This is a genomic window from Flavobacterium flavipallidum (assembly GCF_038289905.1).
GTDB classification, from domain to species: domain Bacteria; phylum Bacteroidota; class Bacteroidia; order Flavobacteriales; family Flavobacteriaceae; genus Flavobacterium; species Flavobacterium flavipallidum.
The window spans coordinates 73,059-92,022 of record NZ_JBBYHU010000006.1 but is presented as its reverse complement, the minus strand read 5'-3'; the positions used below and the strand labels follow the sequence as shown (position 1 = coordinate 92,022).

16 protein-coding genes are annotated in these 18,964 nt (G+C 34.0%); 4 read left to right on the top strand and 12 right to left on the bottom strand.

Features of this window, described 5'->3' with window-relative positions; all coding sequences use genetic code 11:
* Window positions 1-3 precede the first annotated feature (3 nt).
* From AAEO59_RS04895 to AAEO59_RS04885, 3 genes are read right to left on the bottom strand one after another with little or no spacing between them, the layout of a single operon-like run.
* Entirely contained in the window at window positions 4-636 is a 633-nt protein-coding gene (locus AAEO59_RS04895) for a conjugal transfer protein TraD (protein WP_341699621.1), read from the bottom strand.
* A gap of 8 nt (window positions 637-644) precedes the next feature.
* The gene (locus tag AAEO59_RS04890; protein WP_341699620.1) at window positions 645-1,082 is read right to left on the bottom strand and encodes a DUF3408 domain-containing protein; all 438 of its coding nucleotides are present in this window, start codon (window positions 1,080-1,082) and stop codon (window positions 645-647) included.
* Between the two features lie 4 nt (window positions 1,083-1,086).
* Entirely contained in the window at window positions 1,087-1,854 is a 768-nt protein-coding gene (locus AAEO59_RS04885) for a ParA family protein (protein WP_341699619.1), read from the bottom strand.
* Between the two features lie 695 nt (window positions 1,855-2,549).
* On the opposite strand from AAEO59_RS04885, the gene mobA reads away from it, so the two are divergent.
* From mobA to mobC, 3 genes are all read left to right on the top strand, one after another.
* Window positions 2,550-2,993: a conjugal transfer protein MobA gene (gene mobA, locus AAEO59_RS04880; RefSeq protein WP_341699683.1), complete on the top strand. Its 444-nt coding sequence runs from the start codon at window positions 2,550-2,552 to the stop codon at window positions 2,991-2,993.
* Entirely contained in the window at window positions 2,990-4,306 is a 1,317-nt protein-coding gene (mobB, locus tag AAEO59_RS04875; protein WP_341699618.1) for a conjugal transfer protein MobB, read from the top strand. The genes mobA and mobB overlap by 4 nt, the downstream gene beginning before the upstream one ends.
* A 126-nt stretch (window positions 4,307-4,432) precedes the next feature.
* On the top strand, window positions 4,433-6,439 hold the full coding sequence (gene mobC, locus AAEO59_RS04870; protein ID WP_341699617.1) for a conjugal transfer protein MobC: 2,007 nt from the start codon (window positions 4,433-4,435) through the stop codon (window positions 6,437-6,439).
* Window positions 6,440-6,485: 46 nt separating this feature from the next.
* Here mobC and AAEO59_RS04865 read toward each other — a convergent pair whose 3' ends face one another.
* Entirely contained in the window at window positions 6,486-8,051 is a 1,566-nt protein-coding gene (locus AAEO59_RS04865) for a Fic family protein (protein ID WP_341699616.1), read from the bottom strand.
* Window positions 8,052-8,426: 375 nt separating this feature from the next.
* Here AAEO59_RS04865 and AAEO59_RS04860 point away from each other — a divergent pair, with 375 nt between their 5' ends.
* Window positions 8,427-8,603, top strand: coding sequence for a histone H1 (locus tag AAEO59_RS04860; protein ID WP_341699615.1), 177 nt, complete (start codon window positions 8,427-8,429; stop codon window positions 8,601-8,603).
* A gap of 29 nt (window positions 8,604-8,632) precedes the next feature.
* On the opposite strand, the gene AAEO59_RS04855 is transcribed toward AAEO59_RS04860, so the two are convergent.
* The 8 genes from AAEO59_RS04855 to AAEO59_RS04820 form a co-directional block, all read right to left on the bottom strand.
* Window positions 8,633-10,714: a type IA DNA topoisomerase gene (locus AAEO59_RS04855; RefSeq protein ID WP_341699614.1), complete on the bottom strand. Its 2,082-nt coding sequence runs from the start codon at window positions 10,712-10,714 to the stop codon at window positions 8,633-8,635.
* A 21-nt stretch (window positions 10,715-10,735) separates the two neighbouring features.
* The gene (locus AAEO59_RS04850; RefSeq protein WP_341699613.1) at window positions 10,736-12,178 is read right to left on the bottom strand and encodes a DUF3945 domain-containing protein; all 1,443 of its coding nucleotides are present in this window, start codon (window positions 12,176-12,178) and stop codon (window positions 10,736-10,738) included.
* Window positions 12,179-12,256: 78 nt separating this feature from the next.
* On the bottom strand, window positions 12,257-12,568 hold the full coding sequence (locus tag AAEO59_RS04845; protein ID WP_341699612.1) for a helix-turn-helix domain-containing protein: 312 nt from the start codon (window positions 12,566-12,568) through the stop codon (window positions 12,257-12,259).
* A 405-nt stretch (window positions 12,569-12,973) separates the two neighbouring features.
* Window positions 12,974-13,186: a hypothetical protein gene (locus AAEO59_RS04840; protein WP_341699611.1), complete on the bottom strand. Its 213-nt coding sequence runs from the start codon at window positions 13,184-13,186 to the stop codon at window positions 12,974-12,976.
* Window positions 13,187-13,553: 367 nt separating this feature from the next.
* Window positions 13,554-14,648: a hypothetical protein gene (locus AAEO59_RS04835; protein WP_341699610.1), complete on the bottom strand. Its 1,095-nt coding sequence runs from the start codon at window positions 14,646-14,648 to the stop codon at window positions 13,554-13,556.
* Window positions 14,649-15,185: 537 nt separating this feature from the next.
* Window positions 15,186-17,117 (bottom strand): DUF3732 domain-containing protein, encoded by a 1,932-nt coding sequence (locus tag AAEO59_RS04830; RefSeq protein ID WP_341699609.1) that lies wholly within the window; start codon window positions 17,115-17,117, stop codon window positions 15,186-15,188.
* Window positions 17,118-17,119: 2 nt separating this feature from the next.
* Window positions 17,120-17,614, bottom strand: coding sequence for a three component ABC system middle component (locus tag AAEO59_RS04825; RefSeq protein ID WP_341699608.1), 495 nt, complete (start codon window positions 17,612-17,614; stop codon window positions 17,120-17,122).
* Window positions 17,611-18,789, bottom strand: a complete 1,179-nt coding sequence (locus AAEO59_RS04820) for an ABC-three component system protein (RefSeq protein WP_341699607.1) — start codon at window positions 18,787-18,789, stop codon at window positions 17,611-17,613. Before AAEO59_RS04820 ends, AAEO59_RS04825 begins: the two co-directional genes overlap by 4 nt.
* Between the last annotated feature and the right edge of the window lie 175 nt (window positions 18,790-18,964).

The following is an 18,964-nucleotide window of genomic DNA, read 5'->3' as shown; positions in this document are numbered from 1 at the left end:
AGCTCACACAAACTCCCCAATATCAAAATCCTCTAAATCATTTTTCCGCAAAATGGAAGAACCGGCGTCCGTTTCTGAAGAAAGTGTAGCATCTAACAACTTAGCTATTTTTTGAGAAGCATTTTCTATAGAGTTTTCCAGTAGGTCGAATAATTCGGTCCCCTGTATTTTCTGAACTATAGCAGTAGCTGCTTCCTTTTGAGAGGGCTTCCATTTCTCTTTTTTTAACAACATCTCTACCGAACTCAGTTCTTCAAAAGTAACCCCTTGGGCAAAACCATTATCTCCATCTGATAATCCATAACTATTCCATTCCTCTTCCTCTTCCTCAAAATCAGGCAGCTTCCCAAAAACTTCATCCAGCTCTTCCTGCGGAATTTGCTTATCAATATCTTGATCATCAATTTCAATGTCAAAATTATTCGTTTTCTGCTCCTCATTTTTCTTTTGGCATTCATTGGTATGGTTTGACATTGAAAGGCTTCTTTGAGGTTTGGGCTGTCCCATAACATCGGAGACATTACTAATTGTTTCTTTCTGCTTTGGATTTGGTTTGTTGCCTACTTTGATAATAATTTTTTCCTGTAAAAGCAGGATAATTACAATCAGCAGGCATATTACAATTACTATTTCCATAACTTCAATTATAAAATAGGTTTGTATTTATCATTAAAACTCTTGGTAATCTGCTCACCAAATTCCTGAAAATGGTAATCCAGCAAATTATCTAAATAGGCATAAATAGTGATCTTGTCTTCACCGATCACTTGTACAATTCGGGATAGTTTTTCATGAAAATCAGGTCGGATATACACTGTTTTTCCATCACGGGCATTAGTTTCTGCTCTTTTTAAAAAAATGCTTTCGTAATCTGCTTCGTTGCCCCTTTTGCCCCTACTCTTTTCTTTAATCAAAGATTTTGAAGGTGGGAGTTCTTTAGAAATATTTTTTGCTTTTTCCGGTTCTTCAGTTGGTTCTGTTGGAAGCTGTAAACCTTCCTTTTTTACTCCATCCACCATTAGATTCATCATCAACTCTTCGTTGATTTCAGGAGCTACTTTTCGTTTATTATCTTTCTCCATAAAACTACAATTGAATAATTTTCAAAAATTCTTTTACAAACTGATCTAACTGACAGGCTTTCATCAAACGTTCATCCGGAGGCATTACAGTAGAACGAAAAACAGTTTTGCTATTCTCTTCACTTTCTTTACGAAAACGGGTGCTGATTTTGATTTGGCTTTGCATCAAACTCAATCCTAATTGTTCCATAAGTTGGTTATAAATCTCATATAAAGGGGTGCTTTCCCTCCCATCTACCTGATTCCAAAACAGATTAATAGTTTCGATTGAAGTTTCTCCTTTTTTCATAATTACATCCTGCAATAACTGCGTAAAAATCAGCGTACTCTCCATTACCACTCGGTCAGCCGTGATAGGATTAAAAATGTGGTGCATTCCCGCCAATGCTTTCAAAATCCCAGGAGTGTTCACTGTTCCGGGAAGATCAAAAAATACCACATCAACGGCTACTGGAGAAGTATTTAAAAATTCCTGTGCCGCTTCCAATACACTATCTGCTTTGTGTTGCATAATAGGATAGGCTTTCTTGTTGATGGTGGTAAATTGTTTGTACGCCAGCTTTTTCAAATGTTCATTTTCCATGACCATTGCCAAATCACGGGATTTCATTTTCATCAAACTGTGTTGTGGAAAATCGGCATCAAATACGGCCACATTGTAGCCCAAACGATAATGTAGTGTACTTGCAAGCAATGTGGTAAAGGTACTTTTACCGACACCGCCTTTTTGAGAAGAAAAGGCGATAAATACTGTTTTGTGTTTTGGATTCATCTTTTAACTGTTTTTAATTATTTATGTAAGTACTTAAGTTCCTTTGTGTGTTTGTAGCTCTATACAGAGTTAGGTAACTAAATACGCAGCAATCTATTTATGCACCTGAATACAACCTTATGTCTGTATCTATAGATTTAAAATTCTACCGGCAGACTTACTTCATTATGTAATTGCATTTGTGTGTTCCCAACTACCTATTTAATTATTTCAATAACTATTCTTTTACAACTGTACAGCTGTATTTAGCTAAGTGAGTACTGATGTAATTATGTTGTTACCTACATAGCTACTTATAGCCTTATATCTGTTTCTAAGTACAAAGAAACACAGCTATATAGCCACTTTTACTAACCTGGTAATGTTTGGCATTTACTGGCGATTTTTGGCAATCCTACTCCGTACAATTATTTCTCCTTCAATATTTTACTTTGTAAAAAACAATAACCGAATGAATCAATGGAAGGAGCTAATCAATATTTGAGTAATAACCGAAACGGCCTTAAGTCGTTTTTCCCTGCTATATTCAATCCGGATTCGCCGACAGGCGGACGGATTATCTGTTCGACAGAACAGAGCAAGTTGTGTTTTGAGGCACTCGAAATGAATTCCGTGCCTCAAAACAACTTGCCCTTGCAGGGAGCTTGAAAACCCCTCCGAAGTCGGTGTTTTGTAAATTTATAACTGGATTTATGATGGATGGACAAGAAAACAACAAACAACATAAAGGTGGCAGGAATCCTAAAAAGAATCGGAGCATTCACCGTTATGTTTTTCGTCTTACTGAAGAGGAAAATGCTAAATTCCTTTCGCTCTTTGATGCTTCAGGAGCAGACAATAAAGCTCATTTTATTACTTCTGTTTTGTTTGAAAAACAAATAAAAACTGTAAAAATAGATATGGCTGCCATGGATTACTACATGCGATTAACCACTTTATTTGGTCAGTTTCGTGCCGTTGGTGTGAATTACAATCAGATTGTGAAGCTATTATACCGTAATTTTTCCGAAAAGAAAGCAGCAGCTTATCTCTTTAAACTGGAAAAACAAACAGCAGAACTAGCGAAACTATGCCATGATATTATACAATTGACTGAAGAATTTGAAGCAAAACATTTGATTAAAAATGAGAAAAAATGATAGCAAAGATTGGTCGTGGAGCAAATATTATGGGTGCACTTTCTTATAACCAACTCAAAGTAGATAAAGAAAACGGCGAAGTATTAGCTACCCATAGAATAAGAGAAACAATTAATGGTAGTTATACTGTTGCACAATTGTATCATTCATTTGAACCTTATCTGATTGCAAATAAACGAACAGAAAAACCAGTGTTACATATTTCGCTCAACCCTGATCCGAGGGATAAAGTTAATGATGAAAACTTTAGACAAATAGCTAACGATTATATGAAACTTATGGGCTATGGAGATCAGCCTTATGTGGTTTTCAAACATACCGATATTGAACGCACCCACATTCACATTGTATCAACCTGTGTGGATCGTAACGGTAAAAAAATATCAGACTCTTATGAAAAACTGCGTTCGATGGATACTTGCCGCACATTGGAACAACAATATCAATTACTAGCTGCAACGGAAAAAGAACGCAATCCCAAAGAAGCATTTTTCAGCCCCGTAGATTATAAAGATGCTAATGTAAAAAGCCAAATAGCTTCGGTAGTTCGGCATTTACCAAAATATTATCAGTATCAAAGTTTAGGAGCTTATAATGCGCTACTTTCTCTTTTTAATATTACAGCGGAGGAAGTAAAAGGGGAATTACTAGGGCAACCTAAGCTGGGATTGGTTTATTTTGCCTTGAATAAACAGGGAGAAAAAGCTACTAATCCCTTCAAAGCATCGCTTTTTGGGAAACAGGCAGGATTAGAAACTTTACAAAAACATTTCGAGGAATCGAAAGAAAAAATGAAAGCAACAACTACCAAAGAACTTCTGAAAAAAACGATAGAAATTGCAATCCATATATCTTCCAATGAAACTGACTTCAAAAAACAACTATTAGAACAGGGTATTAATACTGTTGTTCGAAGGAATCCCGAAGGACGTATTTATGGAATGACTTTTATTGACCATGAATCCCGAAGTGTTTGGAACGGATCACAATTGGGCAAAAATCTTTCTGCCAACGTCTTTAATGATTGGTGGAAAAATGAAATTATTGAAGAACGCCAAAAAAGTATTCAAAATAATCCCTATCCTCCATCATTCGCAGAAAAAAATAATACGGAAAAAGAAATTGAACAACCTCATCAACTTTTTAATTTTCTAAACCCAAAACAAACTGCATGCACTAATAACAATTTGGGATTAATTGAAGCGTTTGGAGGACTATTACCCGAAGCAAATGGTGATGATTATGAAGAACAGGCTTTTGCCAACCAAATGAAGAAAAAGAAGAAACGCAGAAGACATGGAGACCAAAAATAAACATTTCTGTTCTCCTTTTATTAGTGTTCATACAGCCAAATAATACCATTAACAGTCATATAATTCCATATTCAGTGGAGGGTTTTGCTGCCATTCTAAATTCACCAAAAATTCAATTTACAAAATATGCAGGGAGAAGACGATTTAAGAGGACTGTCCAAAATAATGGCTTTTATGCGAGCAGTGAGCATCCTACTGTTACTAATGCACTTTTACTGGTTTTGTTATGGTTTCTTTTTAGAACGAGGTTGGACATTAGAAATCATCAATAAGATTTTAGCTAATTTCCAACGGACAGCAAACCTATTCTCCCATACACTATATACCAAGATTTTTTCTTTAGTCTTACTGACATTAAGTTGTTTGGGAACAAAAGGAGTAAAAAACGAAAAGATAACCTGGACCAAAATCTATACAGTCTTAATCATCGGTTTTATTTTTTTCTTTCTCAATACACCTTTATTGCGATTTTCCGCTGAGATTGCAACATCTTTATACATACTAACAACCTCACTGGGTTATATTGCTTTAATGGTTGCCGGTGTATGGATTAGTCGCTTGCTTCGAACTAACCTCATGGACGATGTTTTCAATAACGAAAACGAAAGTTTCATGCAGGAAACAAAACTGATGAAAAATGAATATTCTGTTAATCTTCCTACCAAGTTTTATTATAAAGGCAAATGGAATGAGGGATGGATTAATGTGGTAAACCCTTTCAGAGCCTCTATTGTGTTGGGTACTCCCGGATCAGGTAAAAGTTATGCCATTATAAATAATTACATCAAACAACATATCGAAAAGGGATTTTCAATGTACATCTATGATTTTAAATTCGATGATCTTTCCACCATTGCCTACAATCATCTGCTAAAGCATTCTGATAAATATAAGGTCAAACCAAAATTCTACATTATCAACTTCGATGATCCAAGAAGAAGCCATCGCTGTAATCCCATCAACCCTGATTTTATGACTGATATCTCCGATGCTTACGAATCAGCCTATACCATCATGCTGAACCTTAACAGAAGTTGGATTCAAAAGCAAGGAGACTTCTTTGTGGAATCTCCGATAATTCTGTTAGCTGCTATTATCTGGTTTTTGAAAATCTATGATAATGGAAAGTACTGTACATTTCCTCATGCAATTGAGTTACTCAATAAGAAATATGCAGATGTATTTACCATCCTTACTTCTTATCCTGATCTCGAAAACTACCTATCCCCTTTTATGGATGCCTGGCAAGGTGGAGCTCAAGATCAATTACAAGGACAAATCGCTTCCGCTAAAATTCCTTTGTCCAGAATGATTTCGCCCCAGCTATATTGGGTCATGACTGGAGATGACTTCTCTTTAGATATCAATAATCCGGAAGAGCCAAAAATACTTTGCGTTGGGAATAATCCGGATAGACAGAATATCTATTCTGCCGCACTAGGTTTATACAATTCTAGAATTATAAAACTAATCAATAAGAAAGGACAATTAAAAAGTTCAGTTATTATTGATGAATTACCCACCATTTACTTCAGAGGGTTAGATAATCTCATTGCTACTGCACGAAGTAATAAAGTAGCCGTTTGTTTAGGCTTTCAAGATTATTCTCAATTAATAAGGGACTATGGAGATAAGGAGGCAAAGGTTATCCAAAATACAGTAGGTAATATTTTTAGTGGACAGGTGGTTGGCGAAACAGCAAAAAACTTATCGGAACGCTTTGGCAAAGTGTTGCAGAAAAGGCAAAGTATGACCATAAATAGAAATGATAAATCGACCTCCATCTCTACACAGTTGGACAGTCTTATACCAGCTTCAAAGATTTCCACACTTACTCAAGGAATGTTTGTGGGAGCTGTTTCGGATAATTTCGATGAACGCATCGAGCAGAAAATTTTTCATGCAGAAATTGTAGTCGACAATAACAAAGTAGCTAGTGAAACCAAAGCTTATAAAAAGATACCTGAAGTTCTATCTTTCGTTGATGAAAATGGAGAAGATAAAATGAAAACCGAAATTGAAGCCAATTATAGGCAAATAAAACGGGATATAGTTCTAATTATCGAAAGCGAATTGGAACGCATTAAAAATGATCCTGATTTACAGCATTTAGTACAAGAAAAAAAAGAATAATAAAGGCTGTATTTAGACAGCCTTTATTATTTTCAAAATTATAATTTTAACCAGCATCCGGCAAATTAGCTACCACCTTCCCTTGTAATCTATCGCTAACCAATTGACCTAAAAAGTTTGCGAACGGAACAATATCCTGCTCTGCACTGGCTTTTTCCAATGCCTGCATATAATCATCACGTCTTTCTACAGGTATTACTGTCCAAGGATACCCTCCAGAAACCAGCATAGCATTCATAAGAAAGCGTCCCATACGTCCGTTACCATCCATATAAGGGTGAATGAATACGAATATGAAATGTCCTAATACCGCCCTTACTGATGCTTCGGGTTCTTCTTCTAATAGTTCAAACAATACCGGCATAGCATCACGCATGGCATCTACACTTAAAGGGACGTGTTGGGAATTACCTATATATACCTGATGATTTCGGTATCCTGCCAAATCCGAAGCTTTTAGAATTCCCGCCGCTACACTGGGATCAAACAATTCCCTATACCATTTCGAGTGGTCTTTATCAACTTGTGCACCGGCATTTTTTCCTTGTAGTATCTCTTTAATACTTTCCTTGACAGCTTGAAAAGCCTGAAAATATCCTCTAGCTGCCATAGCATCACGTTGTTTACGGTCTTCCTCGTTTTCCTTAGCGTTCCATTTTCCGGAACATACCTTTTCAATGAGTTCCGGAGTTACACGATAGCGTTCTATAGATAAAGAGTGGTAAGCATCTGTAACGTAAAGTTCATCAATATTCTTTAAAAAAGCTTCTTTATCAATCGGTAAGCCTGGGGCAACTTCAAATCTGTCTATAATCACTTCACGCATTTGTAACCACATTAATCGAATACGATTAGCATAGGGTGATCGCTCACGGACTGGCAATTTCATCTCCAGTTTAGTTGTGAAAGGATCTTCTTCGCGTATATCGTAATCTGCCTGTTTAAATGTATCTATAATCTGATCGGCTATTTTGTCACGTTGAATATTTCGGAATGCTCCTGCAAGTCTTCCTGCTAATGTTGTATGCCCATTTTCTAAAAGGATAGATAATAGTTCTGATGCGTCCCTAACCAATGATAGTGTAGTACGAGCATCTATAGCGTTTCGGGTATATATAGAGACCGAACTATAAATCAATGCCGCCTGTAGATTGTACATTCGGATTCCATTTTTTGTTACCATCAAATGATTTTCTATTGGTAAATTGCTTCGCATATTAAATAATGAAGTATTATGCGGCAAAGCAGTAGGGTTGTTATTACCCTTTGGAGAACGAACGATCAATTGCTGAGGAACCGATTGATTACCGGCATGTAACAATAACGACTGATCTGCTGAAAGACACCAATTATCACCATACTTACGCTCTAAAAAAATTACTATAAAATCCCAATAAGAACTGTACCAAGCAGTGGTTTCTCCATCTCGCTCTTCGGGATTAGTAGCAATATACCACCCCTTTGTTACCTCCTGTATAAAACCGTTCTTCAGAAGTATCTCACGGTATTTACGATTAGGCATATCATCTGTATGAATACCTACAACTCCTTTATTCTGCAATTCATGAAGAAATTTAAGTGCCTCTACAAATCTTTCTCGTGGTGTCGCCATTTCTATATTTTTTTTACTAAATACTTTGTGCTAATTTTATTAAATTATGACGTGACAAAGTTAGTAAATATTGTTGTGTTATTTTTATTAAATTATGTTGTGACAAAACCATTAAACCTTGTTGTGCAATTTTTACTGAATAGTGTTCCGTTTCTAAACTTATTCCATACTAAATCAAAACTAAACAACTTTTAATTTCAGAGGGGTTAAAAAACTCATAATAATACTCCGAAATCTGGTACAGTTTGGCTTTTATTGGCTACAAAATATTCTCCAAAGCAGAATAAAAATTATTGATGAAAATTAATTTTATCTGGATTAGATTTCATTCTAATTTGCTAGCTTTACATCATTACATGAAATAATAAATTACTTATGAAAGAACTAATCGAAAAAATCGCTACCGGGTTTGAGACATTCAAAGCGGATGCTGAATTACAAACAGAAAAAGGAAATAAAGCAGCTGGAACAAGAGCACGTAAAGCTTCTCTAGAGCTAGAAAAGCTTTTAAAAGAATTCAGAAAATCTTCTTTAGATGAATCTAAAAAATAATGAAAAACTCCCGCTAAAACGGGAGTTTTTCATTTACTCTTTTTCTTTTCAGGAAAAACAAAAGTGGTCTCTCCAATATCATTCACAACTATAAATGCGTCGAATTTTTTCCCTGATTTGCTAATCATTCCTTTGAGGAGATTGGTTCGGCCTTTACAAACCAAAGCTTCCAAATCAACTAGGTTTAACCGAATTCCACATATATTTCGAAACTGAACCCAACTACAGCTTTCATCTGAACATTTCATCAATTTATCCCGAATTACTAATTTTTGAATTTTGCATTTTGGACAAATAAGTTCCGGTTGTTTTTCTTTTTCAACAGACAAAGCGAGTATTTCTTGTATGATAGTCTTGGTATAATCTTCCATCCCTTTTTGAAATACTGCAACATCTACTTCATTGTTCTCGATTTTTTGCAAGGCTAGCTCCCACTCGGCTGTCATAGCTACATCGGCAATCTTTTTGTCTTTTACCCATTCGTAAACTCTCAATCCTTTTTCTGTAGGTACTAAGGACTTCTTCTCTCTTTTGACATAATCTCTTTTAAAAAGTGTTTCAATAATTGCTGCTCTAGTAGCCGGTGTTCCAATACCTATTTCCTGCAATGCTTTACGCTCTTGTTCGTTTCCTATTTGTTTTCCTGCATTTTCCATTGCGGCCAGTAAACTCGCTTCGGTATAGAGAACAGGAGGCTTCGTTTTCTTTTCTAAGACTTTTGCTTCTTTAATCTTCAACTCATCCCCTATTTTTAGTTCGGGTAAATCCTGGACGAGATTGTTATCTTCATCGATAAAACTTCCCTTAATGGATCTCCAACCTGCATTAATAATTTTACATCCTTTTAGCTCAAAATCATAATGAAGAAGTTGTAAAGCTATATCTGTTATCTCTTTTGTACAAACAGGAGACACTGCTTCTAGTAAACGATAAGCAATCATTTTATAAATCGCTTTTTCTTTTGCTGGTAAAGCTGACGGTATTTTATCAGTTACCAATAAGCCATGATGATCGGTCACTTTTAGGTCATTAACAATGCGTTTATTCAAACGCCCTCTTTTCATTTTTGTTACCACTCCCCTGAATCTTTCCAATTCTTCCAATATACTTATCAGTTTGGGTATTTCGCTCCACATATCTTCAGGAACATACTTACTCCCAGTACGTGGATAACTAATGAATTTCTTTTCATAAAGACTTTGGGCAATCGCAAGGGTTTCCTCAGCAGATAAATTCAATTTAGTATTAGCTTCTTTCTGTAATGCAGTAAGATCAAACAATAATGGTGGTTGTTCATTGACCATCTTTGTTTCTACAGCAGTCACTGTAGCCGTGCTGTGCCGTTGTATCGATTTCAATGCATTTTCTGCCTGTTTACTATCATTCCACTTCGTTAAAGAAAGACTTTTGAAATTAATGAATTCCTTTTGATGCTCTAATTCAATCTGCCAATATTTCTTAATAGTGAATACTTTGTTTTCCAAGAATCTTTTACAAATGAGAGCCAATGTAGGAGTCTGCACTCTTCCGAGAGAATAAACACCTGCTCCGGAAGCGATAGTCAAAGCTTGTGAGGAATTGATTCCTACCAGCCAATCTGCACGGCTTCTTCCAAGAGCTGCCTGATACAGACTATCAAATTCTTTTCCAGGATTCAAATTGTCAAATCCCTTAAGAATTGCCTTTTCTGTCAGGGAACTAATCCATAAACGTTCAAAAGGTTTTCGGCATTTTAGATACTCATAAATATATCGAAATATCAGCTCCCCTTCCCGTCCGGCATCGGTTGCAACAATAATACTTTCGCTGTTTTTTAAAAGTTGCTTAATGACTTTTAATTGTTTCATTGCTCCTGCATCTGGAATATAGCTATTGTTTTTCTTTAGCTTACGCAGAGTTAGCAAAAATGGATCAGGCAATATGGGCAAAGCTTCTCTTTGAAAGCTTTTAATGCCATATTCTTCAGGCATTGCCAGAGAGACTAAATGTCCAAAAGCCCAGGTAACATAATAGCCATTGCCTGTCAGATAACCATCTTTTTTTTCAATGGCACCTAACAGGCTGGCTATTTCGCGGGCGACGCTCGGTTTTTCTGCAATTACTACTTTCATCTCAATGATCGTTTACAATGCTTAGATTTTTCGAGCTTTCGATTTGGTCGCCACTTTTGGTTTTTCCTGCTTATCCTGTTGTTGTTTACTATCAGGATTTTTCTGAGCTGTTTTCAAAGGTTCCTTGATGTTCTTAGTAGCTTCATTGGTTTTCCCTTCTGAATTAACAGCAACTTGTGTTATATTTTCTTCTTTTGGTTGCGCTTTCTCTTTCATTTTATTCGGGTTGTCAAAAGAAAAGCCTGTTTTTGAAGTTTCTTTATCGAAAGTGATGTAACCTTGGTATTCCTTCCCTTTTTTATCAACCAGACCACTTACATACACCGTTTGCCCTTCTTTTAATTTTTGATATTGTTGTTCGTCAAGTTCTTTCCCTCTGAAGATGCGTGGTGCTTCTTGTCCTTGAGTCTGATTCTGTTGTTGACTTTGAGACTGACTATTTGTATTTCTGTCAAATAGAAATTCCACATATCGTTTATCAGCATTGAATTGAACCGATGCATTGAAAGGTTCTCCTTTTTTAGAAATCATACCTTCTATGTACAAAGATTTTCCTTCTGTCAAAGTCAGCTTTTGTTGTTCATCCAACTTTACTCCTTTTATCTCATCAGGAATTTTGATAAATTCACTACGAAGAGCAACCAGTTCATTGGTCAGTCTATCTACACTCACGATAGATGGTATTGTTTCTCCTGTTTTAGGATTAATTAGATCAACCACTCGTCCCATGTTTCCTGTTTTGAGCAAATTGTCCTTATCTTCTTTGGTAAACTCATGACCAAAGAATGGGAAATTTAACTGCGGTTCTTTACGGATACCATGAATGGCTACAACTACTTGTCCATCCTCATTAGATTGTAGGGAGAGCCTGGCATCCATCCGAGTGATTGCTGATCCTAAATTTAGACTTATGGGAACTAGCTCATTGGTCTTATAGCCTTTTAATAAAGGATCAAGTAGATTCATCTTTTCGAGACGTTCTTTATTTAATCCTAGATTAGACAAAGCTTTCCAATCGATTTGTTCTAATTTGAAGCGATATTCACCTGCTTCCGTTGTTGACTGTGTTGTTTCCATAGTATTTTGATTTTCTTGTTTATATTCAACTTTTATCTCATGTTTTTCAAATAGTTTTTTTCCAGCCTCGGTTGGGTTTTCAATTTCTTTTTGCATTGCATGGGCTACACTAATTGCCTCTTGAGCAGATACTCTAAAAAAATTAAAACGAGTAGGATCTTTCAATTGATTAAAAAAATTGCTAAAAAAATTGCTAAACAGATCGCCATGTTTATCTACACGCATAAACTGGCTTTCATTCTTTTTTTCAGGTGTTACGGTTTGCAATTCTTTATTCTTTCCAATATTCTTAACTACCTCAATTTTCTTTTTTTCTTTATCAAGTACCAATAAAATATCCGACAATTGCTCTTGAAGTTGTGGTCTGTCTATAGGTTGCTCACTCATTATAACTATATTTAAAATTTACATCCCCGAAAATAATGAGTTAAAAAGCCTAATATTTACTATTGACTTGCTGTGGCATTAGTTGTCACATTTTGTCGATTTTTTAATTGGATTATTAAAACTATCGCGTATAAACTGATGCACATCCGAAAGTTTATAATATATTTTTCCGCTTATAGTATAATAAGGTAGTTTCCCCGATGAACGATATCGTTGAAGTGAACGGTTACTGATTTTTAACATCTGAAGAAGATCCTGATTGTCCAGCAGTTCTTCTCCATCGATATTATTTCGTTTCGTTTGAACGTCATGTATATGTCCGTCCAAAATATCAAAGCGATCCATAATACGCTCCATCCATGCTATAAATTCCATTCTATCGATATTCATACGCTATTACTTTATATTGTTACTTATTCGATATTCAAATGAAAATAACGGCTAAAACTAAGCTTCATTTTTACATCAAATCAAATCAATTTCAGTATGTAACAAAGGAACTATTAGAAACTACTTTGGACAAGTACAACTTAAATGTTGTACCCCTGTACCCCAGCACATTATTTACTTGATATATTGATGATTACTTATTTTAGGAAGTATTAAAAACAAGCCGGGGTACTACCTCCTAAAAGGAAGTAGTACCCCGGTCGTTGTCCGACAAGCTTGTTTAGCTGTTATATGTTATATGATTTATTCCTCTTTTCTTTCGCTTCATAAGATTTTGCGAATATCAAAGAAGAATGAGAATTTATTTAATTTTGTAATATACTCAAGAAAAAAACTCATCTATTTTTATCCTTTTAATAAACCTTTTTTCTCATTCAGTACTAATCCTTTTTTAATTTCAAAAGGAATAACAACCTCTTCTTCTATTTGCTTTTTCATCGTTATTTTCCCATCTGGAGTTTCTTCATAAATAACTCCGTCTTTTATATACATAACAGAGAGACCTAACGCTCTAGAAGCTCTATTAGCGGTATCCGAAGCAATTTTTCCTGCTTTCACAAGTGCTTTTGTTTGAATAATATCCTTTCTGAAATTGATTTTGATTTCATGATATAAACTGGTCGCCGATTTTATACTACAAATATAATCAATTCATACTTTAGTATAAATCTAAAATAAATCAGTAAAAATTAAACAGTTACTATTAATATATCGATTAAAAAAAAGATGCCTAAGCATCTTTTTCCAGTGGTATTAGGATTAAATTTATTATTCTTTATCTATCTCTTATCCTCCAGCTATCTAGGACATCTATTTTTATGAAGATCTTGCGCTTTTACACTATTTTATAGAGTGGTTCGTTCAACACTGGCTTCATTGTTCGTGCTACTCACGCAACGAATCCATTAGCTTTTAGAGGTAGTTCTTATTTAAAATTGTCCACTGATTTAATCTCTTTTGGTAATTCGTTTAGTTTCAATTTGGCATTCTCTATCAAAAGTTTTTCCTTATTATTAAATTCAAACGGTCTTGAAACATCATTCAGAAATTTATCAGGATTATTTTGAAATTCAACAATTTCTTCAAATGTTGGCTCTCTTTTAAGTATAAATGTTAAAATTTGTTCAGGTGAATACTTTTTTGATTGATTAATAATATTTGTTTCTGACGAAGTATTAATCAAAGCGTTTAATTCATTATTTACTACAGCTCGTGTTTTATTTACAGGTTTATTTAATTGGGTTAGTTGTCGTGCAACAAAATATTCAGTATTCTCTTCACTTGATTCAGCATAAAATTCTCCACCAATGTTTACTACAGGGGAAGTGATTTTTGCATTGCCGTCACTTTTTGAATATTTAGCAGAATGATATTTAATTACGTGCATACCCGTGCAGATATACACACCCTTGTTGCCATTTACATCAAATAAATGGCTCGCCAAAATTGCAATTTTCTGTAAGTCGGGCATTTGTATTTTGATAGTTGACGTCCCTTCAATGTTAATTGTAAACCTTGAGTATTGATTGTTTTGTATCGAAGCTGCCAACTTCGCAAATGGTGCCCCACCATCGCCTTCTAATTTTGATCCACTTGAAACAAAACTTTTATAAATAACATCCTTATCACGATTTGTTAATGTTGGGTCTATTTTATAGTCGGATAATATTATAGCACCTTGTGGTTGTAGTAATCCATTACTATCAACAACCCAAATTGTACCTAATTGACCTATTAAGTCGCTTTTGTATTTAAAGGCATTTAATTCTATTCTCCAACCGCCTTCACCAATAACAATGTCCTTCGGAAGTTTGTCAGCCGTAATTACTTCATCTACCTTAATATCGGAAATTCTATCAAGTCGTGCTTTAACAGTTTCTTTCTCTTTTTCAGTTTGAGAAATTTGACTTTTTAAGTCGTCAATTTGTTTTCGAAGTTCTTTTTTTGACTGTCCGAATGCAATACTGCTACTTGATACCGTCAGAACTACAATTACTAGAAGTTTTGAAATTGTTTTCATATCATTTGTTTATTGGTTGTCATTTTAAAATTTTTATTACTTATCAAATATATTTATTTTTTCTTACAAATTATCTAGAATTGACAAGTTCACAAACAAAAAAAGATGACTAAGCATCTATTCCTTCCTATTTCTCAAACTATCATTTCCTTTATACCCATTCTTATGCTCATAAATTTTCCCTCTCAAATAAAGACCTAAAAACCAAGCTACAACAAAACCTAAAATCTCATACCATTCCATACTTCAAATATAGATAGTAAATAAAATTACTCTTTTATCATAAGGTCAGTTAATCCCAATTTGACAAGTAGTAATCCCGGATAAACAAGTATAAAAAAAGAGGCGCGATAGCCTCTTGAAATTCTTCTAAATCATTTATCGAAAACCCCATAGTGAAGGAATCTTAGCGGTTCCGTTCAACAGGAATTTACCTCAATTGGTTCATATCTATTTTAGTATTCGGTGATTTTCAATTCATTGTTCGTGCTACGAACGCAACGAAACTCTAGCTGTTAGGTACTGTGCCTCTTGCTTTTAGTTTAATTTTTCCCAATCTTTTGGTATTAATTTCAATCCGTCTCTCCAAATTTCAGTTACGGCATCCTTAAATCTATTGTTATTTAAATATGCGTGGTCTGTAATGATGACTTGAAGATTAGGAGTCAGTGATTCAACTACCTCAAAAATGAAATCAAACATTTTATTTACAGCTAGTTCATCAGCACTGACTTCAATCAAAGCATCGGTTTTTTCTGGTGGATAATAAACTTGAGTCGGTTGGTCAAAAATTATAAAACGCGGTATTGGTCTTTTATTTTGGATGAAATGTTGATGAAGTGCTAATGTTATTAGAAGGTGGTAAGCAACCCAGTTTGCACCACTTCCAATTTGCGGAAGTGCAACTGGTTTAGTTTCAGTATCAATAAACATGGTTAATTTTCCCAAATCAAATCTTATTGGAGAATCTTGATATTCGACATCGAGATTTTCAACCCATTTACTCATTTGTAGATTTATCTTATTTAAAATCGATAAAAGCTTTTCTTTTTCATTATCACTATCTACTTTATTCTCTAATTCTTTTATTCTAAATTTTAAATCTTCTATTTTTGATACAATGTCTTCAGTTTCGATATCTGTATCTATACTCTCTAGAAACAAGCTAATCCGCCCAATTACTTTTCCTCTTCTGATATTTAAATCTCTTAATGTTCTAGCTTTTTCATCCTCAATATATAATGCAGTAATGCTTTTTTCAATTTTCTTTAATTCACTTTCAATTTCGTGATAACTTCCTTCTACAGATTCAATATATGCTTGAATTCTAGGACTTTCAACCTTTGTAAATTTCAAGTCATTTTTTATATTATCTAATGATTGGTTTATATTTACAATTGTAGGGATTGCAACATCTAAAGTGCTATCACAGAGCGGGCAGGCATTTGGATTAAATCCTGAATTCTCCGAATATAAATTTATAGATTCTAGTCTAATTTCTTGTTGTTTTGCTTCTTTCGAATATCCAAATGAATTTTTCAAATAATCAGTAGCAGCTTTTCTATTGTCTGAAATTTTTCCCAATTCAACTTTTAGTTCACTTCTTCTGTCTACTAGTTCTTTTAAAGCTGAATTTTCACCTTTAACTTCCAAAGGTCGATATTCCCATTTTGAAACCTGCTCTAAATATTTATATGCTTCAGATTGAGAGTTTGGCGAAACAGTTTTTTCTAAAATTCCAATTTCTTTTGCCTCTTCAATTAGAGAATATGCTTGACTTATTCCTTCTGATTTAATTTTTTCGGCTTCTCTTTGCTCTCTGTTTAATCTATTTAATTGCTTCTTTAATTGAGTAATCTCGCTTTCAATTAATAGAGAATCTTCATTTACCGCACCTAAGAAATAAGGTAGCGTATCCTTGATAGATTGAGGTACAAATTCTTTATTTTGATTATAAAACAGTTGATGTGGATCAGCAACTAAATATTGAGGTTGATAGCTATAAAATCGAGAATGTTTGAAATTTGCTTTCAATGGTTCTCTTGTTAACGAGTCGGGAATATGAAGGTTTTCTGAAATGCCAATTTTTCTAGTTAGAAATTCTTTAAGAGTGTCAATATTCAGATTTGAATTTATATCGTTAAACTCAGGAATTGTGTCACCAATATTACGAATTAGTTGAACTGTTGTAGAGGCAATTATTCCTTTGATATTTGGATTTTCTCTTGCAATGAAAACAGATTCATTATCCTCAAAAGTTACAATTACAGAAAAATAAGAAACTGTATCTCTAATAATACCTTCTGGAATATCACATCCTGAAGAAGCTAAACAATAATTAACGATTTCAATTAATGCCGATTTTCCTGATTTAGATTCACCTGTGATAATATTTAATTTACCCAATTTGAAAGGCAATATCCTTTTTTCACCATTTAGGCTATATAAGATTACTTTATTAATTTGCATAATTAAGGAGTTATTCTAAGAAAGGAATAGGTAGATTTTACGTCACTAGTAAAAGAAAGCCATTTTCCTAACAATTGGGCTTTCTTCAAAATATCGTTATATTCATCATACTCTTCTCCATTATATTTTTTCACTTTACTCATATCAGTTTCAATTTCGCCTTTTTCATTTATATGTATTTTATTATAGGCAATCGAAAAACTAAGTGCCTCTTTAGTATATTTAACCAAATTCTTAGCTCTTTTAGAAAAATCGAAAAATAGATTATCATTATTTTCCACCCAAACAAAAAAATAAGTTCTTGTACTTCGAGGCAATCTTTCTCTAGTTTCTTTATGCAATAAAATGGGTAATACAATGAAAGAAAAAGCAAATGGAAATTTAGTTTTAGTATGTTTGTTGTATTCCATTGCAGCAACCCTAATTATCTCACCACAAAATGCAGGATTAAATAAGTTTGCTACAATCGTATTTCTATCTGTCCAATTTGTTCTCATATTTCCGTATCAAAGTTTGGATGCCAGCCAATTTTTTTTCTGTCTGATAAAATTTGGTAGCTTCCTCTAGTTAAATAATCTTCATTAAATTTTTCTCTTATTTTTATTTGTGGACAACTAGTGGCAAATTGATTTATGTAGAAATCTTTTCCAAGCTTTTTTAATTCATCATCCGCCTTTCCGTCTGCCTCATCACCCATTATCTCAAAAATATTTTGCCAGTAGTCTTTGAGTTTTTTATCATAATCTTCTTCCTCTTCAGGATTCAAAAGGTTTAATCTAAGCCATTTCGATCTTTGCTCAAAGGCTCTTCTAAAATCACTAATTGCACGTTTAACCGTTCTTGAATTGATTCCAATTGAAATAAGTTCTAATTGCTTTAAAAAGTTCTTTTCTTTTAAACTCTCTACATCATCATCGGACACCTCCATTTGTTCAGGAAAATGATTTGGCAAATTGTCAGCTTGAAAGGAGTCTCTGATGTTGGATATTTTAAGTTGTAATTCTTCAAACTTGATTGAATCTAATTTTCCGGTTAAATTGTCAATTGCTTTTCCCAACCACCAACCATCAAGCAGTTCAAGAAATGCATCTAAATGGTTGGGATAAGAAGAAAGGATAAGTTGTTTTTTTAATTTGGCATCAACTTCTGATATATCAACAGAATTATCTAAAATCCTGATTCTCTGAATTAATTTTTTCTTATTTTCAAAACTTAGTTTTTGATATTCTTCTCTCCCTTTTTTTGTTGTATCATTTGTTGAAGAAATAGCAATTGAGTCCAATTTATCCATAATTTCCTGCAATTCATTATCCCTAAACACATTATCTCTTAATTTATATAGTATACTCGTAGTTGGAATACTTTCTGTAGTAATTAAATTTAAAGCCGTTTGCTCAATGTCTATGGTTCCATTTAGTATATATTCCGACCAAATTCTAATAGTTTTCCAAAAGTCGGCACTTGCATCAGTTAAATTTGCCTTGCCCTTAATATGAAGTTTTGTTTGATAAAGATTGGTTGAATTAACATCAGTTATATCAATATCATCGAGACACTCAATTCTTAAAACCGGATTATCAAGATTTCGACTATTTGTCAAAAGCAATAGTAAAGCATATTTAATTTGATAAATGTAACCTAACGAAGGTTCTTTTGCGGAAAAGTCTGTCATATTCTATGATGTTGTTTCTTTTAGCATTGTACCTAACTTTTATATACTCGCTACCAAGTAGCGTCAATCTACCCAAAATCGGGTAGATTGGCGAAGGTTTGCTTCGCTTTTTCTTTTTTCAAATATATTTATTTTTTCTTACAAAATATACTGAATTGACAACTTCATAAATAAA